Raw genomic sequence first — 23,967 nt, 5'->3', positions numbered from 1 at the left:
CATGAGAATCGCCTGTCCGCATTGCGGCGACCGGGACTCGCAAGAGTTCACCTATCTGGGCGACGCCACGGTGCGCCGCCCCGCCGCCGACGCGCCCGCCGAGGCGATGTTCGAGTACGTCTACCTGCGCGACAACCCGGCCGGGCCGCACCGCGAATATTGGCGCCACAGCGCCGGCTGCCATGCCTGGCTGGTGGTGACGCGCGACACGCGCACCCACGCCATCTCGGACGTGCAGCCGGCCCGCCCGGCCCGCAAGGGAGCGGTCGCATGATCAGCCAGCCGCACCGGGCGCCGCAGGGCGGCCTCGTCGACCGCAGCCAAACGCTGCGGTTCCGCTTCGACGGGCGCGACTACGCCGGGCATCCCGGCGACACGCTCGCGTCGGCGCTGCTGGCCAACGGCGTTCGCCTCGTCGGGCGCTCGTTCAAGTATCACCGCCCGCGCGGCTTCCTGTCGGCCGGGCCTGAGGAGCCCAACGGCATCGTCGAGCTGCGCACAGGCGCGCGGCGCGAGCCCAATACGCGGGCCACCACGGCCGAGCTGTTCGACGGGCTGGAGGCGCGCAGCCAGAACCGTTGGCCGTCGCTGGCCTTCGACCTCCTGGCCGTGAATGGCTTGGCGGGGCCGCTGTTTAGCGCCGGTTTCTACTACAAGACCTTCATGTGGCCGGCGGCGTTCTGGGAGAAGCTCTACGAGCCGCTGATCCGCCGCGCCGCGGGGCTCGGGCGCGCCGCCGGGGCGCCGGATCCCGACCACTACGAGAAGGCCTTCGCGTTCTGCGACGTGCTGGTGATCGGCGCCGGCCCGGCTGGCCTGGCGGCGGCGCTGGCGGCGGGCCGCGCCGGCGCGCGCGTGATCGTGTGCGAGCAGGACTTCGCGCTCGGCGGGCGCTTGTTGTCCGACCGCCGCGAGATCGCAGGTCGCCCGGCCGGGGAATGGCTGCGTGACGCCGTGGCGGAGCTGGAGAGCCTGCCAAACGTCACGATCACGCGGCGCACCACCGTGTACGGCGCATTCGACGGCGGCACTTTCGGCGCGGTGGAGCGCGTGGCCGACCACTTGCCGGTTCCACCGCCGCACCAGCCGAGGCAGCGGGCCTGGCGCATCGTGGCCAAGCGCAGCGTGCTGGCGGCCGGCTCCATCGAGCGGCCGGTGGTGTTCGCCGGCAACGACACGCCCGGCGTGATGCTGGCCGGTTCGGTGCGCACCTATGTGAACCGCTTCGCTGCGCTTCCGGGGCGCGAGGCGGTGGTGTTCGCCACGGTTAGCGAGGCCTGGAACACGGCGCGCGACCTTGCCGCCGCCGGCGCTCGCGTGGCCGCTCTGGTCGACCCGCGGCCCGAGCCTGATCCGGCGCTCGCCGCGCTGGCGCGCGAGATCGGGGCCGCGTTGCACGTCGATTCGGTGGTCAGCGCCGCATCAGGCGGGCGGGCGTTAAGCACGGTGACGGTCCGGGACGCCCAAGGTCGCGAGCAGGCGGTGTCATGCGATCTTCTCGCCGTGTCCAACGGCTGGAATCCGACGCTGCATCTCACCTCCCACCAGAATAACAAGCCGGCCTGGAACCCGGCGATCGACGCCTTTGTGCCGGACAAGCTGCCGCCCGGCATGAGCGTCGCCGGCGCGGCCGCCGGGCGGTTCGCGCTGGCCGAAATTTTGGCCGAGGGCTCGCAGCTCGGCGGCGAGGCGGCGTCGGCCTGCGGCTTTGTCAGCCCGGCGCCACAGGACCTGGACGCCGATCCCGAAACGCCGAGTTCCGGCCCGCTCTGGCGTGTCGTGGGCGGAAAGGGCAAGGCGTTCGTCGATTTCCAGAACGACGTCACGGACGCCGACATCGAGCTCTCGGCCCGCGAGGGCTACCGCTCGGTGGAGCACCTGAAGCGCTACACCACGCTCGGGATGGCGACCGACCAGGGCAAGACCTCCAACCTGCCCGGCCTCGCCCTGATGGCCGAGCAGACGGGCCGCTCCATTCCGGAGACCGGGACCACCATCTTCCGTCCGCCCTTCACCCCCGTCGCGATCGGAGCGCTGGCCGGCCACCATCGCGGCAAGGATTTCCGGCCGCTGCGGCTCAGCCCCACGCATGCGTGGTCGCGCGAGCAGGGCGCAGTGTTCATCGAGAGCGGCCTGTGGATGCGGGCGCAATACTACCCGCGCGCCGGCGAGGCGGACTGGCTCCAGACCGTGAACCGCGAGGTGCTGGCCGTGCGCGGCGGCGTCGGCATCTGCGACGTCTCCACGCTGGGCAAGATCGACGTGCAGGGCGCGGACGCGGCCGAATTCCTGGAGCGCGTTTACATCAACCATTGGAAGTCGCTGCCCGTCGGCAAGGCGCGCTACGGCGTGATGCTTCGCGAGGACGGCTTCGTGATGGACGACGGCACCACGTCGCGGCTGGGCGAGAGCCACTACCTGCTCACCACCACCACCGCGAATGCGGGCGCGGTGATGCAGCATCTCGAATTCTGCCACGAGGTGCTGTGGCCCGAGCTCGATTTGCGGCTCGTCTCCGTGTCCGAGCAGTGGGCCCAGATGGCCGTTGCGGGGCCGCGCTCGCGCGAGCTGCTGCGCGGCGTGGTGGACGCGGGGCACGACATCTCGAACGAAGCCATGCCCTACCTCGCCGCCCGCGCGGTGACGGTGGGCGGCGGCGTGCCGGCGCGCCTGTTCCGGATCTCGTTCTCGGGCGAACTCGCCTACGAGATCGCGGTCCCGGCCGATTACGGCCACGCGCTCGCAACGGCCCTGACCGAAGCCGGGCGGCCGCTTGGCGTCACGCCCTACGGGCTGGAGGCCATGGCGGTGATGCGCATTGAGAAGGGCCATGCGGCCGGCGGCGAGCTCAACGGCCAGACGACGGCCCGCGACCTCGGGCTCTCGCGCATGATGTCGACCAAAAAGGACTATGTGGGCCGCGTGATGGCCGGTCGCGAGGCGCTGGTTGCGCCCGAACGGCCGATCCTCGTCGGGCTGAAGCCCGTGGACGCCGGCCAGCGGCTGCGGGCGGGAGCGCACTTCGTAGAGGTCGGCGCGCTCGCCACCATGGCGAACGACTTGGGGCACATGACCTCGGTGGCTTTCTCGCCGAACCTTGGCTGCTGGATCGGCCTCGGCCTGCTCGCGGACGGGCAGAAGCGGATCGGCGGTCGCGTGCGGGCCGTCGATCCGGTTCGCAACGGGGACGTCGAGGTCGAGGTCTGCAGTCCCGTGTTCTTGGATCCGGAAGGGACGCGCCTCCATGGTTGAGACGGCATCCGTGGGCTGGACCCGGCGCAGCGCCTGGGCGGACGTGGCGAAGGCCGGCCGCTTCGGCGCGCAGGGCACAACAGGCGTGGTGGTGGAGCTCCTGTATGGCCTCGGGATCGCGACGCTGATCGTCGCCGATGGCGGCGGGCCGGCTCTGGCGGCAGCCTTGCGCGACCGGATCGGGATCGAGCCGCCGCTCACGCCGTTGATCCGGCGCTCCGGCGGCCGCGCGCTGGCGTGGGCTGGCCCCGATCGCTGGATGCTCGTCGCCGACAGGCGCGACGACCTCGACCCCGTCTGCGAGGGGCTCCACGCGCTGGCCGCGGTCTCGAACCAGAGCGACGGTTGGGCGTCCCTGCAGATCGGCGGTCCGGATGTGCGGCGCGCGCTCGCGAAGGGCGTCATGCTCGATCTGCATCCATCCGCCTTCCCGGACGGCGCGGTCGCGCTCACGGCGGTCTCGCACATCAACGTCGTGATCTGGCGCGAGGGCGATGCGTTCACGTTGCTCGCGCCGCGCAGCATGGCGGGCAGTATCTGGTCGTGGCTGTCCGCCTCGACGGCCGAGTTTGGCTGCGAGGTGAGGGGCTGAGGCAACGTGCCTCAACGTCATTGCGAGCCGGAGGCGAAGCAATCCAGTCTAGCGCCCGGCTTTTAGACTGGATTGCTTCGCTGCGCTCGCAATGACGAGAGGGGATGACCTGCTTCGCGCTCTCTCCGTCATGGCCGGGCTCGTCCAGGCCATCCACGCGCAGCCCAAGGGCATTGCGCCACGACGGAACCTCCCGCCCAAACCTTCGTTCGTGAACGGGCGGCAGGGGTCGATGCATGCACATGCCGTTGTGGCTTCAAGCCGGGCTCTGGGGGCTCGTCGGCGGATCGGCGCTGGTTCTTGGCGCCGCGATCGCGTGGTTCACGTCGCTGTCGCAGCGCGCCATCGCCTCCGTGATGGCGATCGGGTCCGGCGTGCTGATTTCGGCCGTTGCGTTCGACCTGATGGACGAGGCGTACCGACTGGGCGGTTTCGACTCGACGTCGCTTGGCTTTCTCGGCGGCGCGGCCATCTACACGGCGGCCAACATCATCATCACGCGGCGGGGCGCGAAGCATCGCAAGCGCTCTGGGCACAACCCGGATGAAAGCCAGGCTGCGGCCGGCTCCTCGGGCCTCGCCATCGCGGTCGGGGCGTTGCTGGACGGAATCCCAGAATCGGTGGTGATCGGCGTCGGTCTGCTTGCCGGCAAGGGCGTGAGCCTCGTCACGGTGGCGGCGGTGTTCTTGTCCAACGTGCCCGAGGGACTTTCCAGCGCCGCCGGAATGCGACGGGCGGGGCGGGGCGCGGCTTATGTGTTCGGCGTCTGGGGCGGCATCGCGGTCGTTTCCGGCCTCGCGGCGATGCTCGGCAACGTCGCGCTGGAAGGGGCCAATCCGGAGATCATCGCCGCCACCACGGCGGTCGCGGCCGGCGCGATCCTGGCCATGCTGGCCGACACCATGATCCCGGAAGCGTTCGAGTCGACCCACGAGTTCTCGGGCCTGATCACCGTCGCGGGGTTTCTTCTCGCGTTCATTCTAACGAAACTCGGCGGCTGAGCCGCCGCAACCGGAGAGTCATCCATGCCGCGCAACGACATCGCCGCAATCATCGGGCTCATCGTGGCGTTCTGGTTCGTGTTCGCAGGGCCGGGCAGGGCGGCCGGGTTGCGCAGCCCGCGCGCCATCGGCGGGGCCGTGCTGGCCTTCGTTGTCGCTTTCGCGATCACGTGGATCTGCCTTCGCGTCGTCGGCTACTGAGCGCCCCGACCCCTCGCATGCGAGCGGCCTGCGCAACATCCCGTTTACCTTTGCGTCCTAGCGTGTTTGGCGGAACACGAGGGTGCGATGGCGATCGGTCTGGCTGGATTTGCATTTCTGGGAGCTGTGCTGGGGGCCGTTCTCGCCGCGATGGCGGGCGGCGCCGGCTGGATCGCGCTCGGGGTCTTCATCGGCGCCAACGGGGCGACCGCCGCGGCCGCGGCCGCGCGTCTTCTCCTCGCAGCGTTGCGGGCGTCTCCGCAAGCTGAGTCCCGGCTGGCCTGATCGCACGCGGGATTTGGCAGGCAGTCTGGCCGCCAGACGCAAACGGTCGCCGCAGTGAGCGGCGACCGCGCAGATTTCAGCCGTTACTTCTTGGAGCCGCCGGCGCCGCCCGAGCCGCCGTTTCCGCCCGAGCCGCCAGCGCCGGAGTTGCCGCCCGAGCCGCCCGAACTCCCGCCGGCTCCACCAGCTCCGCCTGAACCACCAGGTCCGCCAGCGCCGCCTGAACCGCCGCCAGATCCGCCGGCGCCGCCCGACGAGCCGGAGCCGCCCGCGCCGGCCGATCCCTTGCCGCCTGCGCCGCCCTGACCGGAGCCGCCGCCCGAACCGCCCGCGCTTCCAGCGCCACCCGCACCACCGGATGGGCCAGCTCCGCCTGATGAGCCTTGCCCGCCCGCTCCGCCTGACGAGCCGGAGCCGCCCGCGCCGGACGATCCCTTGCCGCCTGCGCCGCCCTGACCGGAGCCGCCGCCCGATCCGCCCGCGCTTCCAGCGCCGCCTGCACCGCCGGATGCGCCAACTCCGCCGGATGAGCCTTGTCCACCCGCGCCGCCCGCGCCCGATCCGCCGCCAGAATCGCCACCCTTGCCGCCGGCGCCGCCTTGACCGGAGCTCCCCTGGCCCGCGCTGCCCTGGCCCGAACCCTTGCCATTGTTCGAGCCGTTGTTGCCGGTGCCGGGGCCGGAGCCGCTGGTGTTGCCGCCGCCATTGCCGGCGTTCGGGCTATTGCCGTTGCCGTTGCCTGGGCCGTCCTTGCCGCCACCCTTGCCCTTGCCGGACCCGCCCTGTCCCGAGCCGCCCTGGCCGGAACCCTTGCCGTTGTCCGAACCATCCGCGCCCTTGCCGTGGCCCGAGCCGTGCGTGTCGCCGCCGCCGTTGCCGGCGTGCTGGCCGTGGCCCTTGCCACCCCCGTGTTCTTTGCCGTCGTTGCCGTCCTTGCCGCCTTTGTGGCCGTGACCGCCGTGGTGACCGACGCCGCCCTTGCCCTTGCCTTTTCCGCCGCCAGTCGATGGGCCCGTTCCGCCCTCGCCAGTTCCCGCGCCGCCGTCGCCGCCCGGAGCTGCGCCGCCCGCGCCGCCTTCTGAACCGCCCGCGCCGGGCGCCGCGCCGCCTGACCGCGCCGCAGCCTTGCTGACCGAGCCCGGGCCGGCGCCGCCGCTGCGGATGCCGCTCTGCGCCGGGGATGGACCGAACGAGATCGGGCCGGCGTTGGCGAGCGCGCCCGTGTTCAGCTCGTAGAGCTGGCACAACTGGACGAAGCCGCTCGAGAAAGGATTGCAGGTATCGGCTGAGGCCGAGGTCGCGGACGCGCCAAGCGCCACGATGAAGAGGCCGATCGGTGTGAGTGCGCGCATTTTTGGGCTCCGAATGTCCCGGAGCGACACTGGTCGCTCGCGTTACAATCGGAGGTTGCAAAGTTCAGGCGCGCGCTTTCTGTCCCATTGTGAAACAGGTGGCGGTGTGGGGTGACGGAGAAAGATCGAAACGACCCGATTGAAGCTGCCTGTCTGCAAATCTACTAGCTCGGCAGGGGCGCAAGCTCTTCGGTAATGACCTCGAACGAGGTCAGGATGTTCGGCCCGAATGTCATCGTCATCGGGACATCCGCGGCGTCACGTCCATAAGCGACCAGAATACGGCCGATGCGCGGGTCGTTGTTACGCGGGTCGAATACATGCCAACGGCCGTCGAGATACACCTCCATCCAGGCGGCGAAATCCTGCGGCGCGTGTGGCGGCGGCAGGCCGACATCGCTGATGTAGCCCGTGCAGTACCGCGCCGGGATGTTGAGGCTGCGGCAGAACGTGATCGCCAGATGAGCGAAGTCGCGGCACACGCCGACCTGCTCGCGATAAGCTTCGGCGGCCGTGCGCGTCGGGCGCGACTGCGGATAGCTGAAGGTGAGGTGGCCGTGCACGTAGTCCACGATCGCCTTGACGCGAGTCCAACCCGGCTGGGTCTGGCCGAACAGCTCCCAGGCTACGCCGGACATCACGTCCGTCTCGCAATAGCGGCTGCCGAGCAGAAACAGCAGCGCGTCGTGCGGAAGCAGTTGCACTTCGGCCTGCTGGGCGTCCGGCGCGGCCTCGTCCCAGCGCCCGTCGTCCCGGATGATGCCCCGGATGCTGAGCTTGAACGCTCCGGCGGGCGCCACCATGCGGTTGCACCAGTTGCCAAACGTGTCGCGGTAGCCCTCCACCGGCACGGGCGGATCGGTGATCAGGAGGTCGGGCTGCTCGAGATCCGAAACCCGCGACGCGTGCACGTTCAACATCGCGATCAGCGGCGTAGGCTGCACGAACTCGTATCCCAGGTCACAGCCAACGTGCAGGCGCATGGTGAACTCCTCGGGCGGGGCGGGGCGCCAGACTTCGCGTCAGCGTCCATCCTCGCGGGTAATGACAAGCAAAGCCATGTCGATTGCGTGGAAAGGCCGAACAAAGTCCGTTCACCTTGCACAAGCGCGCGCCAGAACGCCCGCCCGGTAACCGGATCGCGACGTTGGCGCGCAGGCCTGCGACGGAATGAGCAGCGGGCCTCTCGGCCCATCTGGCTCATAATGCGAACGTGGTCGCTCTCCCGATCGTTGCACGCGCGGCGGCGGCCAAGCCGGTTCAACTTGGAGCACGCCATGGCCTTTCGTCCCCAGCCACTTCCGCCCGGACCCGGCCAGGAGTCCGTCTGGGACTATCCGAGGCCTGCTATCCTGCAGCCATCCGACCGGCATGTCGTGGTGCGCTTCGGCGGCGGCGTGCTGGCCGACACGCGGCGGGCCTGGCGGGCGCTGGAAACCAGCCATCCGCCGACCTGGTACCTGCCGCCCGAGGACGTGCGGATGGACTGGCTCGTTCCGCTGCCTGGCATCGGCAGCGTGTGCGAGTGGAAGGGGCCGGCGAGCTATTTCGACATCGTGGTTCCGGCCGGGGAGGGGCGATCCGGGGCGGTCGCGCGCTCGGCCGCCTGGTGCTATCCGCGGCCCACGCCCGGCTTCGCGCCCATCGCAGGGTTCATCGCGGTTTATCCCGGACGCATGGACAGCTGCACGATCGATGGCGCGCCTGTGCGGCCGCAGGAGGGCGGCTTTTATGGCGGCTGGATCACGGATGACGTCGTCGGGCCGTTCAAGGGCGGGCCAGGCACGCAGGGCTGGTGAGGGGGCTCCGGCAGGTCACGTGAACGCGATGCGGGCCGCGGCGCGGCTGAACGCGACGCCATCGGCCGGCGGGAAGCGAAACGCGACCAGAAAATCATCGCAGCTGTAGGCCGGAGAGATCGCCCGGATGTCGGCGACCTTGCGGCGGCCTTCCTCGAGGCGTCCGGCCCCCGCGAGGCACATAGCGGCGATCGCCTGGATGTGCACATGGGCGTTCGGGCGCGCCGCCGCCCGCAGCGCCGCGTCGGCCGCCTGCCCGTAGTCGCCGAGGCGAAACAGCGCCATCGCGCGCGCGCCGAGGAAGCCGAACAACAGCGGGTCGAACGGGCTGAGCCGGTGCGATTGATCGGCTGACCGGATCGCGTCCTCGGGATTCCCGGACTGGCTGTTCACGAAGGCGAGCGAGTAGTGCCCCATGGCGAAGTTCGGGCTCAGCTCGACGGAGGCGTCAAGCGCCGCCGCGGCCTCGCTGTGCTCGCCTTTTAGCCAGAGCGCGCGGCCAAGGGCCCAGTGCGCGGTGGGATCGCGGTTGTCCGCGATGATGCTCTCGCCTGCCGCCTCCAGCGCGCGGGCGACCTCGTCGTCGCGGTGTTCCGGCCGTAGCAGAAACGCGTTCTGGAAATGCGTGAAGGACAGGCCCGCATGGGCGCGCGCGAAGGTGGGATCGAGCGCCACCGAGCGGCGAAACAGCTCCTGTGCCCGTGCATTGTGCGCCGCCGTGAAACGGAACATGTGCCAGACGCCCCGGTGAAAGCTCTCCCAGGCGTCGAGCGATTGGGGGCTCTTGAGCAGAGCCCGGTTGCGTTCGGCCATCTCGATGCCGGCCGTGACCGCGCCGACGATGCTGTCGCCGATCCGCTCAAGCGCAAGCAGCATGTCGTCGGCGCTGAACTCGAAGCTCTCGGCCCAGATCGCCTCGTCGCGCGAGCAGTCGCTGAGCTCCACCGACACCCGCAGCGCGCCGCCGGCCCGCGTGAGCTCGCCGGACGCCAGATAGTCCACACCCAGCAACTCGGCGGCCTCACGGCCGCGCACGCCCCTCTCGTCCAGGGCGAAGCACGTCCCGCGGGCGATGACGTGAATGCAGCGCAGCTTCGAAATCCGGGTGATCACGTCTTGGACGAGGCCGGCCGCGACGTTGCGCTCCGCCGGCTGCTGCGCCCGGAAGGGCATGATCGCCAGGGCGCGCCGGTGTTCGACGGCGGCGGGCGGCGTCGCGGCCGAGGCGGCTCCGCCCAGCGACCCCAGGGCCCGGGCGAGCTCGAGCTTCGAGGAGACGCCCAGCTTCTGGTAGATCGTCGCAACATGGGTCCGCACCGTCGAGGGCGCGATGAACAGCGTCTCGCCGATCGCCCGGTGGCTCGCCCCGTCCGCATAGGCGCGGGCGATCTCAGCTTCACGTCGGCTCAGCGCGTCCATCGCTCTCCGTTCCGACTGCAGGTGCAGGCGCAAACTACATCAATTGCAGGATGCAGAATACTGCACCGGCCCTATGGCGGCGCGCAGTGGCGAAAGGCACGCTCCGGAGGCTTTCACCACAGGAGGTCTTCATGTCGACGCTCACAGCTCCCTCTCCGGCGATGACGCCCGCGGCTCCATCGGTGGATCTTTCGGCCTTGAAGGCCCGGCAGCAGGCGACTTGGGCTTCGGGGGATTACGCCATCGTCGGAACAACGCTGCAAATCGTCGGCGAGACGCTCTGCGAAGCCGTGGACCTGCGGGCCGGCGAGCGCGTGCTGGACGTGGCGGCCGGCAACGGCAACGCCTCGCTGGCGGCGGCGCGCCGCTTCGCGGACGTGACCGCCACGGACTACGTGCCGGCCCTGCTGGAACGTGCGCTGGCCCGCGCGGCGGCGGAGGGCCTGCCGCTGCGGGTGGAGACCGCAGACGCCGAAGCGCTGCCCTTCGACGCGGCGTCATTCGACGTGGTCCTGTCGACGTTCGGCGTGATGTTCACGGCCGATCACTCGGCCGCCGCGGCGGAGCTCCTGCGGGTCGTTCGCCCAGGCGGTCGGATCGGCATGGCCAACTGGACGCCCGATGGGTTCATTGGCCGCCTGTTCGCGACCATCGGAAAGCGCGTCCCGCCACCGCCCGGAGCCTGTCCGCCCGCCAATTGGGGCCGGGTCGCGTGGCTCGAAGAGCAGTTCGGAGCCGGCGCAGCCGAGATCCGCGCGACGCCTAAGACCTTTGCGTTCCGCTACCGGTCGCCCGCGCATTGGCTTGAGGTGTTCCGCACCTGGTACGGGCCGGTGCTGAAGGCGTTCGGGGCGCTGGACCCGGCCGGACAGGAGGCGCTGGCGGCCGACATCATGGCGCTGATCGAGGCGTTCAACCGCGCCACGGACGGCGCGCTGGTGGTGGAGTCGGAGTATCTCGAGGTGGTGATCCGGCGCGCATGAACGCCCACTCTCCTTCGGCCTCCCGCGTCAGCGCGTCGCCGCCTTGGCGATGGCTTCGGCCACGAGCTCGGCCATGCAGACCCGGCGGGAGTTGGCGTCTGTGGGCTCCTCCTTGAGCTTCTGGCGCTCGAAGTCGAGGAATTGCATAGCCGCGTAGCGCTGGAACAAATTGAGGCGGGCGCGGTCCGTCACTTCGCGGATCTTGCCCACGATCCGCCAGTAGAGCTGCTCGTGACGCACGCGCGGCACGAAGGGCGGGTCGACCAGGATGAGGTCGATGTTGCGCTCCTTCATCCACTTGGCGGCGTCGGCGAGGCGCTTGCCGAATTCCTCGGCGTCCGTGGACGCGAGCGCGTCGGCGCCGCCGACCTGCCAGATCACCAGGTCGGGCTCCACGCGCGCGGCGGCCGACCGAATGGCGTTGAAGTCATCCTCCACAAGGCCGGAAGGGGCGCTGTCGTCCACGAACTCGAAATTGGTGGCCGGGAGCCGGCGCGCAAGTTCCTGGTGCAGGCGGGCGCGGCGGCGTTCCGGCATGGCCGCGCCGCCGATCTCCGGACCAAGCACCATGACGCGCACGGGCGTGGCGCGGTCGATGAGGCGCTCCGTGCGCTTCAGGTCCGCCGCCATGGACAGGTAGACGTCCGGGACGCGGCACCGGGGCGAAACCTCGGCCCGCGCGGACGCGCCGCCGAGCAGCAGCGCGGCGGCGAGCGCGGCCGCGGCTAACGCTGCGCCGAGACCGGCGCGCCGGCTTCGACGCGTTGCGGCTTCAGACCCGAACGGTTCCATTCCAGAGCCCATGCCAAACCAACCTGCAGCGCGAGGCCGAGGCCGATGATCGCCACGTCGAGGCTGGGGTCGCCCGCGCCGATGATGCGCAGGACCTGCCCGCCGATGGCCAGGATAGTGCCGATCGAGAAAACAACCAAAGAATTGCGCCCCATCCATCCGAGGGGGGCCAGCGCGGGAGCCCGGCGCAGCCAGCGCTCCAGCGGCAGGGCCGTCACCACCCAGGCCAGCGCCAGCACGTGCACGAGGCGCGGGACCGAGAGGAGGTGCTTGTCGTCGTCCCACAGGAAGCGCGGCAGGCCGGGCACGCCTTCCGGATAAAACTCCAGCTGCTTCCACGCGAGGCCGGCGGCCAGATAGGCCATGCAGAGCGGCAGCACCCAGCCCGGCCGGCGGATCGGCCGACGCTCCACAAGCGCCGCGCCGGCGCACAGGCCGATCACGAACAGCAATTGCCACGCGAAAGGATTGAAGAACCAGGCGTTCTCCTGCGGATAGCTCGGCGGAACCGCGCCGAACTGGGCCGCCAAATAAACGCCAGCCGAGAACAGCAGGGCGAGGCGCGGCTTGTGCGCGACCAGGGCGATCAGGGCCGGCGCCATCAACAGCAGCACCACGTAGAGCGGCAGGATGTTGAGGTAGGACGGCTGCAGCCCGAGCGTCGCAATGCCGAGCAGGCTCTCGGTCGGCGAGGACGCCACCGTCTCGAAGTTCATGGCCTCGAGAATGCGCGGGTCATGGTAGGACAGCGCCGCCGCGGCCACGATCGCGCCGCAGACCACCAGCACGACGAGGTGCGCGGCGTAGATCTGCACGGCCCGCACCACCATGCGGAAGATCTGGCGCGCGGCGTCTCCGGCGCGGAACGGACGCAGGTAGGCCAGCGCGGCGCCCACGCCCGCCAGCAGCACGAAAATCTCCGCCGAATCAGACAGGCCGAAGTTCTTGTGCGTCAAACGCTCAAAGATCGTGCCCGGCACGTGGTTGATGAAGATCGTCACCAGCGCGAGGCCGCGCAGGGCGTCGATGGCGAGGAATCGGTCGGGGCTTTGCATCTTCGTGCCTGTCCGGGCGGGGCCGTTCGAGCGGGGGCGACGCGGCTCAACGTATGAGTGCGCGAAAATTGCGTCGGGCTTGCGGCCCGTCAGATCAATTCCTCGTCATACGCTGGTTACCGATTCCCTAAGGCCCTGCGCTTTGTTCAGCAGGCGTTCAGGTCCGTGTGTTTAAGTCACACCCGGTTAAACGGCTGGGGGCGCAGTTTTGAAGCTCGCGACGACGGTGGTTCTCATGTGCCTGGCGCTCTGCGGAGCCGCTGAGGCCGGGTCGATTCCCTGCGGCGCGCAGAACTTCTCCGATCCCTTGCGCCTCTCCCGCGTCCAGGCCGATCGCGCCGCTGGGGCGCCCCTGCGCGTGTTGGCCATCGGCTCGTCGTCGACGGAGGGCGTCGGCGCCACGTCGCCTCAGTTCAGCTATCCGGCGCAGCTTCAGGGAGAGCTCGCGCGCCGCATCCCGGGCGCGCCCGTCACGGTCGTGAACGCCGGCATCGGCGGCGAGAAAGCCGACGCGACGCTCGCGCGTCTCCGGTCGGCCGTGGCCGACGGCGGCTTCGATCTCGTGCTCTGGCAGGTCGGCACCAACGACGCCCTGGCAGGCGGAGAGGTCGGCCCGTTCCGCGACATGCTGCGCGAGGGCATCGCGACGGTGCGCAACGCCGGGCTCGGTTTGATGATCATCGACCAGCAATATTTCCCTGCCATCAAGGACGGCCGCCGCTACCGCGCCTTCGTGGCCGCCGTGCGCGAGGAGGCCGCCGCCGCGCGCGTGCCGGTGTTTCATCGCCACGACATGATGCAGGCCTGGGTGGACGCCGGCGGCGCCGAGCGGCTCGAAGCCGCGCTTGCGCCCGACCGCTTTCACATGAACGACGCCGGATACGCCTGCCTGGCGCAGAAGCTCGCGGGCGTCATTGCGGACGCCGCCGCCACGGCCGGCCCGATGGCCAGCGCCCAGCCGGCCCAGACCGTCCAATAGGCCCACGCCTGCGATCGTCCTGCGTCTCCCGCGCCGTGACTGGCCGGCGTGGAACCATGCCGCGTTCGGGCCATTGAGGCGGGTTCGAGGGAGGACGTCATGGCCAGCAAGGCAAGCTTCACACCTGAGGAATGGGCACGCGTCGTCGCCAGCCCGATGCTGACCGGCCTCGCCATCACGGCGGCCGAGCCGAGCGGGCTATGGGGGCTCCTGAAGGAGGCTATGTCGGGCGGCTGGGCGTTGCTGGAAGCCAAACAGGACGCCAACGCCAACCCGCTCGTGAAGGCGGTGGCGGACGACATTGCGAATTCCGACACGCGGACCGCGGCGCGCGACTGGATGCAGTCGCAGTTCAAGGGCGGCCAGATTTCCGAGTACAAGGGTAGGGCGCTTCAGGAGCTCCGCTCGATTGCCCAGATCCTCGACGCCAAGGCGCCCGAGGATGCTCCCGCCTTCAAGGCTTGGCTGAACCACGTCGCCCTGAAGGCGGCCGAAGCCGGCAACGAGGGCGGGTTCCTGGGCTTTGGCGGCGTGAAGGTCAGCGACGCCGAAAAGGCCACCATGGCGGAGATCTTGGCCGCGCTGGCCGGAACGGGCGCGGCGCCTGCCATGCCGGCCACACCGGCCGCGCCGGTGATCTAACGCCCGGACAGCGGCTCGCTCTCGCAACCGGGCAAGAGCAATCGCCATCTTGGCGATCGCTCGGCCGCGCTCCCGAGCCTATCGTTGCCCTGCCGTCAGTGCGAGCGCAGCGAAGCAATCCAGACCTAACGTCCGGCGTCAGCTGGATTGCTTCGCTCTCGCTCGCAATGACGGTGAGACTGAGCGTTGAGCCTTTTCAGTTCAGATTGTCCCGCAGGAAGATCTCGATCCGGATGCGTTCCTGGTCGGGATAGATCAGTTGCCCGGTGCAGAGCGCCAGCAGGATGCGGGCGGCCGAGCGGGCCTCGTGGCCGGGATCCTGGTTGATGATGGCCGCGATTGTGCCTTCCAGCAGCAGCCGGCGGGTGTCGCCGGTCAGTTCGTGCGCGATCCAGACGATGTCGCGGCCGGCGCCAGCTTCCCGCAGCGCCGCCGCGATGCCCTCGTTTCCCGCCCCGGCGTTGTAGATCCCGACGAGGTCCGGATGCTGCGCCAGCAGGGCGCGGGCGATCTCGTGATTGCGGGCGCTGTCGTCGCGGCCCTCTGCGGGCGGCAGGCCGACAAGATCCGGGTACTCGGCCGAGAGGACTTGCCGGAACCCGAAATGCCGCTCGGCATGGTCGCGCAGCGAGAGCGAGCCGGTGATGATGCCGACGAAGCCCTTCTGGCCGCGCAGAAAGCGCCCCATCAGCGAGCCGGCGGTGCGGCCGGCGGCGGGGTTGTCGATCCCCACATAGTTTGCCCGGCGCGATCCCGGCGCGTCCGACACCAGCGTGACGACGTGGACGCCGCGCGCCACGAGGTCGTCCATGGCGGCGCGCACGCGGGCGTCGTCGAGCGCCACCACGGCGACGCCCTCGTACACGGCCGGCAGGTCCCACAGCGCCTTGGCGAGCGTCACGGGGTCGAACACGTCGACCCGCATCACGTCGATGAAGCCGTTCTGCCCGGTCAGCCAGTCGGAGGTGCGCTCCACCTGCTCGGCCAGGTTGGCGATGAACGCGTTGGAGTTGGCCGGCAGCATGAAGGCGAAACGCCAGGTCTTGTTGCGCGACAGGCTCGCGGCCGCCGCATTGGGCCGGTAGCCCAGCTTGGCGATCGCGGCCTCGACCCGGCGGATCGTCTTCTCGCGCACGCCGTCACGCCGATGCACCACCCGGTCGGCCGTGGCCAGCGAGACGCCGGCCTCGCGGGCGACGTCCTCGAGGGTCGATCGGCGGAGAAGGCGGTGCTCGGTCATGACGTCAGCGTGCGGCCCACAGGAAACCGCGCGTCATGAGCGTGCGAATCTCCGGCACGTCAAGCTCGTAGGCCCGGTGGCCGAGCGCCGAATAGAACACGCGGCCCTGGCCGAAGCGCTTCTTCCACACCACCGGCATGACGACGCCGTCGATCCAGGGCGCATGCTCGCCCGTGAAGGTGGTGGTCGCCAGCACTTCGTTCGCCGGGTCGACATGCATGTAATATTGCTCGGAGCGGTGCTCGAAGCTCTCGATGCCGGCCATGATGGGATCGTCCGGCCGGGTCACGTCGACCTTGTAGTCGATGATGTTGCCCGGATGCGCGACCCACTGGCCGCCGCACATGAACTGGTAGTCCACGGCCTCCCGGAAGGCGTCGCCCATGCCGCCGTGGTGGCCGGCGAGGCCGACGCCGCCCTTCACGGCCTCGCACAAGGCGGCGGCCTCGGGCTTCTCGATCTTCGCCATCGTGTAGATCGGGATGATCAGCGAGTAGTCCTTGATGGCGGGGTCGAGGAAGACCTCGGTCTTGGTCTCGACCCGCACCTCGAAGCCTTCGCGCTTCAGCCAGCCCCGGATCATGGAGGCGCAGAGGTCGGGGTCGTGGCCCGCCCATCCGCCCCAGACGATCATTGCAGTCCGCATGGTCATGTCCTCAATCGAGCTGGCCGGTGGGCAGGCCCGGCGGCAGCATGGCCGGGCGCTCCACGATGGTTTCGAGCTTCACGCGCCGTCCCTCGTCGGACGAGGTCTGGAACGCTTCCATGGCCTCCAGCGCGTGCAGGGCCAGCGCGCCGCTGGCGCGGTGCGGCCGGTTGTTCTGGATGGCGGCCGCCATGTCGGCGACCCCGATGGAGCGATATTCGCCCTCGGCGTTGCCATGCGTGGTCGGCATGGCCTCGAAGTCGCCGCCGAGCTTGGCGACCTGCACCTCGCCGCCGAAGCGGTTGGGATCGGGCACCAGGATGCTGCCCTTCGTGCCGTAGATCTCGATGGGCGTGTGCCGGTGCTTGGGCACGTCGAAGCTCATCGCGATGGTGACGAGCGCGCCCGAGACGAATTCCAGCGTGCCGGCCACGTGGGTGGCGACCTCCACGGGGATCATCTCGCCATTCATCGGCTCGCTGGTGACCAGCCGCTCCTTGCGGGGCGTCGACACCGAGCCCATCACGGACGCGATGGGGCCGAGCAGCTGGATCAGGTCGGTGATGTAGTAGGGGCCCATGTCGAGCATCGGGCCGCCGCCGCGCAGGTAGTAGAAGCCGGGCGCGGGGTGCCAGCGCTCATGGCCGGGGCACATGAAGAAGGCCGAGCCAGCCACCGGCGTCCCGATGGCGCCGTCGTCGATGAGCTTGCGGGCGGTCTGGTGGCCGCCGCCCAGGAAGGTGTCGGGCGCGCAGCCGACGCGCAGGTTCTTTTGCGCCGCAAGGTCCATCACCTTGCGGGCCTCGGCGACGTTCACGCCGAGCGGCTTTTCCGAATGCACGTGCTTGCCGGCGTTCAGCACCGCGAGGCTGACGTCGGTATGGGCCAGCGGCACCGTCAGGTTGACGACGATCTCGACGTCGTCGCGCTTCAGCAACTGGTCCACCCGCATGGCCGGCACGTTGAACTCGCGGCCGCGCACGTCCGCCACGGACTGGCGCATGTCGGCCACCGCGCGCAGCTCGATGTTGGGGAATTGCCGCATCGCGGTCATGTATTTCTGGCTGATGTTGCCACAGCCGATGACGCCGATCCCGGTCTTGCTCATGGGTCGCTCCGGTTGGTTCTTCTCGTGGCCGCTTCCGCTCAGCCCTTCACCGCGCCGGCCGTGAGGCCGGCGACGATGTGCTTTTGGGCAAGCAGGAACAGCAGGATGGTGGGAAGGATCGTGAGGGTGATGAAGGCCAGGATCAGGTGCCATTCGGACGAGTATTCGCCCTGGTAGATCATGATGCCCAGCGGCCAGGGGTAGCGCTCGTCGCTGTTCAGCATCACGAGCGGCACCAGGTAGGCGTTCCAGGAGTTCACGAACGCGATGGTGCCGACGGTGGCCAGGATGGGCCGGGACAGCGGCAGCGTGACGTAGCGGAAGTAGTTGATGTAGCTGCAGCCATCCACCAGCGCGGCCTCCAACAGCTCCACCGGCAGGTCGCGGAAGAAGCGCCTCAGCAAGAGGATGCTCATCGCCAGCGCGAAGGCGACCTGCGGCAGCACCACGCCGAAATAGCTGTCCAGCAGGCCGAGGTCCCGCACCTTGATGAACAGCGGCAGGATCGCGGTCGCGGCCGGGAACAGGAGCCCGAGCGTGATGTAGTTCAGCAGCATGGCGCTGCCGAAGAAGCGGATGTGGGCGAATACGAAGGCCGCCATGGAGGCGACGATCAGGGTGAGCGCCACCGTGAGGCTGGAGATCACCAGCGAATTGCGCAGCAGGATCCAGTAGCGCGGCGAACGGAGGATGCCGGCGTAGTTCTCCCACTCCCACACCTGCGGCAGACCGAACGGGTTGGTGCGCAATTCGCCGAGCGACTTGAAGCCGCCCAGCAGGGTGGCGACCAGCGGCGTTGCGACGAACACCACCACGATGGCCAGGAACAGGCCCTTGTAGAGCGCGGCGGGGTCGAACGGCTTTCCGACGGCGGGCGAGGAGCTATTCATCGCGCATGAACCACCGCTTGTACGTGAACGCGAAGGTGACGCAGATCACGAAGAGGATGACGCCGACCGCGCTGCCGAAGCCCACCCGCATGCGCATCACGCCGAAGCTGTAGAGAAAGCTCACCAGCGTCTGCGACGAGTCGGCCGGGCCGCCGCGCGTCAGCGGCATCACGAGGTCGAAGAGCTGCAGCGAACCCACCACGGCGAAAAAGACCGAGAGGCGGATGGTGGGGTAGAGCAGCGGAATGATGATCAGCCGCACGGTCTGCCAGCGGGTCGCGCCGTCGATGCGGGCGGCCTCGATGAGGTTGCGGTCCATGCCCTGCAGGGCGGCGATGAACAGCATCATGTGGAAGCCGAAATACTTCCACACCACCACGATCAGCACGGCCAGCATGGAGGTCTGCGTGCTGGCCAGCAGGTGCGGCGCCTCGGCCCCGAACTGGCGGTAGATGGCGGCCAGGAGGCCGTAGTCGCCATCGTACACGAAGCTGAAAATCAGGCCCGTGGCGATCTCGGCCAGAATGTAGGGCATGAAGAACAGCATGCGCAGCGCCACCGCGCCGCGGAACTTCTCGGCGAGCAGCAGCGCCAGCGTGAGGGCGAGCGGCAGCTGGATGATCAGCGACACCGCGATGATCAGAAGGTTGTTGCGCAGCGCCAGGCCGAAGGCGCGCGTCTCGAACACGAAGCGGTAGTTGTCCCAGCCGACCCAGTTCTTCGGGCTGCCGAAACCGTTCCAGTTGTAGCCGCTGTACCAGGCCGCCTCGGCGATCGGCAGCACCACGAAGATCGTGAACAGCAGCAGCGCCGGCGGCAGAAACAGCGCGATGGCGGTGAGCTTGCCGGATTGCATGGACCGGCGCGCCACGGTGGCGAGCATGGGCTTGTTCCCGGGCATCTGTCGTGGGAGGCGAGGAGGCTGAGCCTCCCGAGGAGGCGTCGCCCTCGCGGGCGAGGTCGCCTCCCACGACGCGCTCAATTGCCCTGCCTCACGGCGTCCTGGATCGCCTGCGCAACCTGCTTGGCGTCCATGGAGCCGCCGGCCATCTCGGTGGTGGCGTCGTTCACGACGCGGCCGACATTGGGGCCGAGGTCCTGGTCATAGAAGTTCTGGTGGTACTTGGACTTCGCCAGGTTGGCGGCGATCTGGCGCATGAACGGGCTGGCGAGCCCTTCCTCGGCGCCCTTGAAGGTCGGGATCAGGAAGTTGCCGGCCGCGAGGCGCTTCTGCACGTCGAGCGAGACGAAGTGCTTCAGGAAGGCGGCCGCCTCCTTGGGCGCGCCCTTGGTGACGAGCCAGCCGTTGATGCCGCCCAGCGTGTCGGTGGGGTCGCCCTGGCCGCCCGGCACGGTCGGGAAATCGAACCAGCCGATGTTGTCGTCCGCGATGCCCTTCTTGTCGGCCGCGAGCGCCTTTTGCGTGTGGTAGAACGAGCTGATCGCCAGGATCATGGCGGCCTTGCCGTCGCCGAAGGCGCCAACCGCCTGCGGGTTCTTGAAGCCCAGGAAGCCGTTCTGGAAGGGCTGCAGGTCGACGAGCTGCTTGAAGAGCTCGCCCGACTTCAGGAACACCGGCCCGGCGAAGCCGCCGTTCTCGCCCTTCAGCGCGGCCTGAAAGGCCGGCTTGCCGCCAAGCCGCACGGCGAGGTTGGTCCAGTAGAAGTGCAGCGGCCACTTGTCCGCACCGCCCGCCACGATGGGCGTCACGCCCGCGGCCTTGAGCTTCTTCACGGCGCCGAGCAGGTCGTCCCAGGTCTTGATTGAGGCCGGGTCGACGCCGCCCTTGGCCATCAGCTCCTTGTTGACCATGAAGCCGACCTGCGACTGGGCATGCGGCACGCCATAGATCTTGCCGTCCACCGTGAAGGCCGCGACGGCTGCCGGGGCAAGGTTGTCCTTGTAGCCCTGCATCGCCGGGGTGAGGTCTTCCAGCACGCCGGCCTCGACCTGCGACTTCAGCACGCCGCCGGCCCAGCTGTAGATGATGTGCGGGCGATCCTTGGACTGCAGGATGGTCGGCAGCTTGGCCTTGTAGGCCTCGTTCTCGAGGAACTGCATCTCGACCTTGACGCCCGGGTTCTTGGCCTCGAAGTCGCGCGCGACCTCCTCCCAGATCTTCACCTGGTTGGGGTTCACCTCGATGTGAAGCCACTTCACGGTGGTCTGCGCGGCGGCCAACCCGGCCGTCATCGCGAGTGCCGCCGCAGCCAGCGCGGCGCGCTTGAGAATGCTCATCCGGTTCCTCCCTCGTGGTGGCGTTTCCCCACCTGTGGGACGAACTTAACTCAGGAACTGAGGTACGCAACTCAAAATTGCTCGCGCCCTGTGGTCAGGCGCGCCGGAGCGGGACGTTGCGTCCCGCTCCGGCGCGCGTCCGCGGCGTCTCAGACCGAGAGGTCGCCCTCGTCCTCGCCGTGCCACCAATGGATGCGCGAGGCGTGGACCTTGATGAGCGTGAGGCCGGGCGTGTCTGCGCCCTTGTCGAACCAGCGCTCGAGATCGGGATTCCAGTGCGCGTCGAACGCCTGCCGGTCGCGGATCAGCTCGGCCTTGCCCTCGATGGCGATAAACATCGGCGGCTTGCCGAACAGGCCGGCGGCGCCCTGCAACGACAGCGCGACCTGCGGGTCGCGGCTGATGTCCTTCACCTTGCGGGTGTCCCCCATGGTGAAGAAGTAGCTGTCGCCGTCATAGGCGACGTCGCGGTTGTTGCTCATCGGCCGGCCGGCGAGCGCGCCCGCCTCGTTGCGGGTGAACATCATCGTGAAATCGATGTCGCGCATCGTTTCGGCGATGTCCTGCAGGGTCTTGGACGCCATGGAAGCCTCGTGAAGCAGTCGCAGGACCGATCCTGCGTCGGGCAACGCGGCCCCGAACCGCTTGGATCCTGAGGCGCGGCAATCCTTCCAGCGGCCACCAGCGCGACTCTCGCCTGCGCCGAACGGGCTCGACGGGGGCGGTTGCAGGCTTGATATTGGACACGCGCCTGTCACGCCCGCCGGTTAGGGGTGCGTGAGGGGCGCAATCCTTCTCCCACCCCCACGGAGATTCAATCATGGCTTTTATCAAGACCCCTGACGGCGTCGACATTTTCTACAAGGATTGGGGCCAGGGCCAGCCGATCGTGTTCCACCATGGCTGGCCGTTGTCCGCCGACGACTGGGACGCCCAGATGGTGTTCTTCGCCCTGCAGGGCTTCCGCGTCATCGCGCATGATCGGCGCGGGCATGGGCGCTCCAGCCAGCCCGGCAAGGGCAACGACATGGACACCTACGCGGCCGACGTCGCCGCGCTGGCGGCGCATCTCGACCTGCGCGACGCGGTGCATGTGGGCCATTCCACCGGCGGCGGCGAGGTGGCGCGCTATGTCGCCAAGCATGGCAAGGGCCGGGTCGCCAAGGCTGCGCTCCTGGGCGCGGTGCCGCCGATCATGCTGAAGACGGAGAACAATCCGGGGGGCCTGCCCCGCGAAGTGTTCGACGGCTTCCGCCAGGCGCTGGCGGCGAACCGGGCGCAGTTCTATGTCGACGTCCCGACCGGGCCGTTCTTCGGCTTCAACCGCCCGGGCGCGAAGGTCTCGCAGGGCGTGATCGACAACTGGTGGCGCCAGGGCATGATGGGCTCCGCGCTCGACCACCACGAGTGCATCAAGGTGTTCTCGGAAACGGACTTCACCGAGGACCTCAAGGCCATCGAGGTTCCCACCCTGGTGATGCACGGCGAGGACGACCAGATCGTGCCGATCGACGTCTCGGCCCGGCTCGCCATCAAGCTGCTCAGGAACGGCACGCTGAAGACCTATCCGGGCTTCCCGCACGGCATGGCGACCACGAACGCCGACGTGATCAACGCCGACCTGCTGGCCTTCATCAAGGGCTGAATCCTCGTCTCAAGAGCTGAGGCGACGTCACTCTCCGTCATGGCCGGGCTCGTCCCGGCCATCCACGCGTGAGCCGAGGGCGTGGATCCCCGGGTCAAGCCCGGGGATGACGGTGGAGAGATGGCGGCGTCCTCTACTTGCGAACGGCGTCTGACCTGCTGCCCGGTCCAGAACGGGGGCAAGGCGGTGGTTCCCTGCCGTCATCGCGAGCGAAGCGGAGCGATCCAGCCGACGCCGGGCCAGAAGGCGGCCGAGCCTTTCGCCCGGCGCCTGGATTGCTTCGTTGCTACGCTCCTCGCAATGACGGAAGGATGCGCCGCTATCCCGCATACCGCTCGCGCAGATGCGCGAGGTAGGCGCCCGCGTCCAGGCCCCGCCCGCATGCATCCTGCAGGATCGCGTCGCGGGTCTTGCTGCGGCCATGCGTCCAGCAGCAGCGGCGCAGCCAGCCAGCGAGCGGGGCGTAGTCTCCGGCCGCGACGCCCGCCGCCACGCCGGGGTCGGCTTTCGCGGCCGCGTAGAGCTGAGCCGCCATGACGTTGCCGACCGTGTAGGTGCAGAACGAGCCGATCATCCCGGAGGACCAGTGGATATCCTGCAGCACGCCCTCGCGGTCGCCCGGCGGGGTCAAGCCGAGATGGCGCTGCATAGCGTCCGCCCAGGCGCCCGGGACGTCGGCGACCTTCAGGCTTCCGTCCATCAGCGCGGCCTCGATCTCGACGCGCAGCATGATGTGGAGATCATAGGTGAGTTCGTCCGCCTCCACGCGGATCAGGCTTTTGCGCACGCCCGTGACGGCGTCGTAGAACGCCTCGGGCGTTACGTTCGCCAGCGCGTCCGGGAAGAAGCCCTGCAACTCGGCGAAGTTCAGCTCCCAGAAGCGGCGGCTGCGGCCGACATGGTTCTCCCACAGCCGCGACTGCGATTCATGCGCGCCGAAGCTCGTGCCGCCCACCGCGTAGAGCCCGACGAGATCGCTCGCGAAGACCGTGCGGGTGAAGGCCGGGTCGACATTCTGCTCGTAGAGGCCGTGGCCGGTTTCGTGGAAGGCGCCGAACAGGGCAGGGCGGAGATCCGCCGGGTTGTAGCGCGTGGTGATGCGCACGTCGTCGCGCGTGAACGAGATCTCGAAGGGGTGGACGGTGGTGTCCAGCCGGCCGCGACCGAAGTCGAAGCCGAAACGCGCCGAGAAGGCCTTGGCGGCCTCCCATTGCCGGTCCGCCGGAAACGCGCCGGGCACAAAGGCCGCCTGCGCCTGCGGGCGCGCCAACGCGGCGTCCAGAATGGGCCGGATGCCGTCGCGCAGCGCCCCGAACAGCCGCTGCAGGCTGGCCAGCGTTTCGCCGGGCTCGTAGAGGCCGATCATCGCGTCATAGGGATGCGCCTCCCAGCCGATCGCGTCCGCATAGGCGCGGGTGTTGGCGACCGTCTCCTCCAGCAGGGGCGCGAACAGGCTGAAGTCGCTCCTGGCGCGGGCCTCGATCCAGGCCGCGTTGGCGGCGGCCCGCACGGCGGCGCGGCGCTCGATCAGCTCGGCCGGCACGCGCCGGTGCAGCTCGGCCGCGCGGCGGATCTGGCGCAGCTCCTCATGGGCGAGATCGTCGGCCGGCAACCCCGCGGCTTCGTCCTCGGCGCGGGCGAGGAGGTCCATGGTGGCGTCGGCCGCCAGCGTGTCGCGCGCCATGCGGGTGAGGGTGGCGATCTGATGCCCGCGCGCCGCGGCGCCGCCGGACGGCATCATGGTGCGGCTGTCCCACACGATGAGGTTTAGGGTGCAGAGGAGGTCGGATACGGTCGCGATCCGCTGGCGCAGGGCGGCGAGGCTCATGGGGGGCTTTCTCGACAGGG

24 protein-coding genes are annotated in these 23,967 nt (G+C 69.2%); 11 read left to right on the top strand and 13 right to left on the bottom strand.

What is annotated here, in order from left to right:
* Position 1 precedes the first annotated feature (1 nt).
* The 6 genes from IEV99_RS14740 to IEV99_RS14715 all read left to right on the top strand — a co-directional run bounded on the left by IEV99_RS14740 (position 2) and on the right by IEV99_RS14715 (position 5,331).
* Positions 2–274, top strand: coding sequence for a sarcosine oxidase subunit delta (locus IEV99_RS14740; protein ID WP_188518512.1), 273 nt, complete (start codon positions 2–4; stop codon positions 272–274).
* Positions 271–3,252, top strand: a complete 2,982-nt coding sequence (locus IEV99_RS14735; protein ID WP_188518511.1) for a sarcosine oxidase subunit alpha family protein — start codon at positions 271–273, stop codon at positions 3,250–3,252. Before IEV99_RS14740 ends, IEV99_RS14735 begins: the two co-directional genes overlap by 4 nt.
* Complete coding sequence (locus tag IEV99_RS14730) at positions 3,245–3,844, top strand: sarcosine oxidase subunit gamma (protein ID WP_188518510.1); 600 nt, start codon at positions 3,245–3,247, stop codon at positions 3,842–3,844. The genes IEV99_RS14735 and IEV99_RS14730 overlap by 8 nt, the downstream gene beginning before the upstream one ends.
* A 242-nt stretch (positions 3,845–4,086) precedes the next feature.
* Positions 4,087–4,845 (top strand): ZIP family metal transporter, encoded by a 759-nt coding sequence (locus tag IEV99_RS14725; RefSeq protein WP_188518509.1) that lies wholly within the window; start codon positions 4,087–4,089, stop codon positions 4,843–4,845.
* A gap of 24 nt (positions 4,846–4,869) precedes the next feature.
* Positions 4,870–5,046, top strand: a complete 177-nt coding sequence (locus tag IEV99_RS14720) for a hypothetical protein (protein WP_188518508.1) — start codon at positions 4,870–4,872, stop codon at positions 5,044–5,046.
* Positions 5,047–5,133: 87 nt separating this feature from the next.
* Positions 5,134–5,331 (top strand): hypothetical protein, encoded by a 198-nt coding sequence (locus IEV99_RS14715; protein ID WP_188518507.1) that lies wholly within the window; start codon positions 5,134–5,136, stop codon positions 5,329–5,331.
* A gap of 83 nt (positions 5,332–5,414) precedes the next feature.
* Here the strand turns inward: IEV99_RS14715 and IEV99_RS14710 are convergent, their stop codons facing one another.
* Entirely contained in the window at positions 5,415–6,683 is a 1,269-nt protein-coding gene (locus tag IEV99_RS14710) for a hypothetical protein (RefSeq protein ID WP_188518506.1), read from the bottom strand.
* Positions 6,684–6,847: 164 nt separating this feature from the next.
* Positions 6,848–7,666, bottom strand: coding sequence for a transglutaminase-like domain-containing protein (locus IEV99_RS14705; protein ID WP_188518505.1), 819 nt, complete (start codon positions 7,664–7,666; stop codon positions 6,848–6,850).
* A gap of 294 nt (positions 7,667–7,960) precedes the next feature.
* On the opposite strand from IEV99_RS14705, the gene IEV99_RS14700 reads away from it, so the two are divergent.
* On the top strand, positions 7,961–8,482 hold the full coding sequence (locus IEV99_RS14700) for a DUF427 domain-containing protein (RefSeq protein ID WP_188518504.1): 522 nt from the start codon (positions 7,961–7,963) through the stop codon (positions 8,480–8,482).
* Between the two features lie 15 nt (positions 8,483–8,497).
* On the opposite strand, the gene IEV99_RS14695 is transcribed toward IEV99_RS14700, so the two are convergent.
* Positions 8,498–9,901, bottom strand: coding sequence for a LuxR C-terminal-related transcriptional regulator (locus IEV99_RS14695; protein ID WP_188518503.1), 1,404 nt, complete (start codon positions 9,899–9,901; stop codon positions 8,498–8,500).
* A gap of 131 nt (positions 9,902–10,032) precedes the next feature.
* On the opposite strand from IEV99_RS14695, the gene IEV99_RS14690 reads away from it, so the two are divergent.
* Entirely contained in the window at positions 10,033–10,884 is an 852-nt protein-coding gene (locus tag IEV99_RS14690) for a class I SAM-dependent methyltransferase (protein WP_188518502.1), read from the top strand.
* Positions 10,885–10,911: 27 nt separating this feature from the next.
* On the opposite strand, the gene IEV99_RS14685 is transcribed toward IEV99_RS14690, so the two are convergent.
* The gene (locus IEV99_RS14685; protein WP_188518501.1) at positions 10,912–11,676 is read right to left on the bottom strand and encodes an SGNH/GDSL hydrolase family protein; all 765 of its coding nucleotides are present in this window, start codon (positions 11,674–11,676) and stop codon (positions 10,912–10,914) included.
* A complete protein-coding gene (locus tag IEV99_RS14680) occupies positions 11,610–12,731 on the bottom strand; it encodes an OpgC family protein (RefSeq protein ID WP_188518500.1) in 1,122 nt (373 codons plus the stop codon). The genes IEV99_RS14685 and IEV99_RS14680 overlap by 67 nt, the downstream gene beginning before the upstream one ends.
* A 208-nt stretch (positions 12,732–12,939) precedes the next feature.
* On the opposite strand from IEV99_RS14680, the gene IEV99_RS14675 reads away from it, so the two are divergent.
* A complete protein-coding gene (locus IEV99_RS14675) occupies positions 12,940–13,710 on the top strand; it encodes an SGNH/GDSL hydrolase family protein (RefSeq protein ID WP_188518499.1) in 771 nt (256 codons plus the stop codon).
* 99 nt (positions 13,711–13,809) lie between these two features.
* Positions 13,810–14,352, top strand: coding sequence for a hypothetical protein (locus IEV99_RS14670; RefSeq protein ID WP_188518498.1), 543 nt, complete (start codon positions 13,810–13,812; stop codon positions 14,350–14,352).
* Between the two features lie 196 nt (positions 14,353–14,548).
* Here IEV99_RS14670 and IEV99_RS14665 read toward each other — a convergent pair whose 3' ends face one another.
* The 7 genes from IEV99_RS14665 to IEV99_RS14635 all read right to left on the bottom strand — a co-directional run bounded on the left by IEV99_RS14665 (position 14,549) and on the right by IEV99_RS14635 (position 21,058).
* Complete coding sequence (locus tag IEV99_RS14665; protein WP_188518497.1) at positions 14,549–15,592, bottom strand: LacI family DNA-binding transcriptional regulator; 1,044 nt, start codon at positions 15,590–15,592, stop codon at positions 14,549–14,551.
* A gap of 4 nt (positions 15,593–15,596) precedes the next feature.
* Positions 15,597–16,238 carry a ThuA domain-containing protein gene (locus IEV99_RS14660; RefSeq protein ID WP_188518496.1) on the bottom strand — a complete coding sequence of 214 codons (642 nt, stop codon included), beginning with the start codon at positions 16,236–16,238 and terminating at the stop codon, positions 15,597–15,599.
* Positions 16,239–16,248: 10 nt separating this feature from the next.
* On the bottom strand, positions 16,249–17,346 hold the full coding sequence (locus tag IEV99_RS14655) for a Gfo/Idh/MocA family protein (protein ID WP_188518495.1): 1,098 nt from the start codon (positions 17,344–17,346) through the stop codon (positions 16,249–16,251).
* A 38-nt stretch (positions 17,347–17,384) separates the two neighbouring features.
* A complete protein-coding gene (locus IEV99_RS14650; RefSeq protein ID WP_188518494.1) occupies positions 17,385–18,236 on the bottom strand; it encodes a carbohydrate ABC transporter permease in 852 nt (283 codons plus the stop codon).
* A complete protein-coding gene (locus tag IEV99_RS14645; RefSeq protein WP_244643881.1) occupies positions 18,229–19,119 on the bottom strand; it encodes a carbohydrate ABC transporter permease in 891 nt (296 codons plus the stop codon). Before IEV99_RS14645 ends, IEV99_RS14650 begins: the two co-directional genes overlap by 8 nt.
* Before the next feature lie 95 nt (positions 19,120–19,214).
* On the bottom strand, positions 19,215–20,474 hold the full coding sequence (locus tag IEV99_RS14640; protein WP_188518492.1) for an extracellular solute-binding protein: 1,260 nt from the start codon (positions 20,472–20,474) through the stop codon (positions 19,215–19,217).
* A gap of 149 nt (positions 20,475–20,623) precedes the next feature.
* Positions 20,624–21,058 carry a pyridoxamine 5'-phosphate oxidase family protein gene (locus tag IEV99_RS14635; protein WP_188518491.1) on the bottom strand — a complete coding sequence of 145 codons (435 nt, stop codon included), beginning with the start codon at positions 21,056–21,058 and terminating at the stop codon, positions 20,624–20,626.
* A 236-nt stretch (positions 21,059–21,294) separates the two neighbouring features.
* Between IEV99_RS14635 and IEV99_RS14630 the strand changes: the two genes are divergently transcribed.
* Entirely contained in the window at positions 21,295–22,119 is an 825-nt protein-coding gene (locus IEV99_RS14630) for an alpha/beta fold hydrolase (RefSeq protein ID WP_188518490.1), read from the top strand.
* Positions 22,120–22,438: 319 nt separating this feature from the next.
* Here IEV99_RS14630 and IEV99_RS14625 read toward each other — a convergent pair whose 3' ends face one another.
* Positions 22,439–23,947, bottom strand: coding sequence for a carboxypeptidase M32 (locus IEV99_RS14625; protein WP_188518489.1), 1,509 nt, complete (start codon positions 23,945–23,947; stop codon positions 22,439–22,441).
* Between the last annotated feature and the right edge of the window lie 20 nt (positions 23,948–23,967).

The organism is Alsobacter metallidurans, from assembly GCF_014636935.1.
Classification (GTDB): Bacteria; Pseudomonadota; Alphaproteobacteria; order Rhizobiales; family Beijerinckiaceae; genus Alsobacter; species Alsobacter metallidurans.
This window is presented reverse-complemented; position numbering and strand designations above follow the sequence as displayed.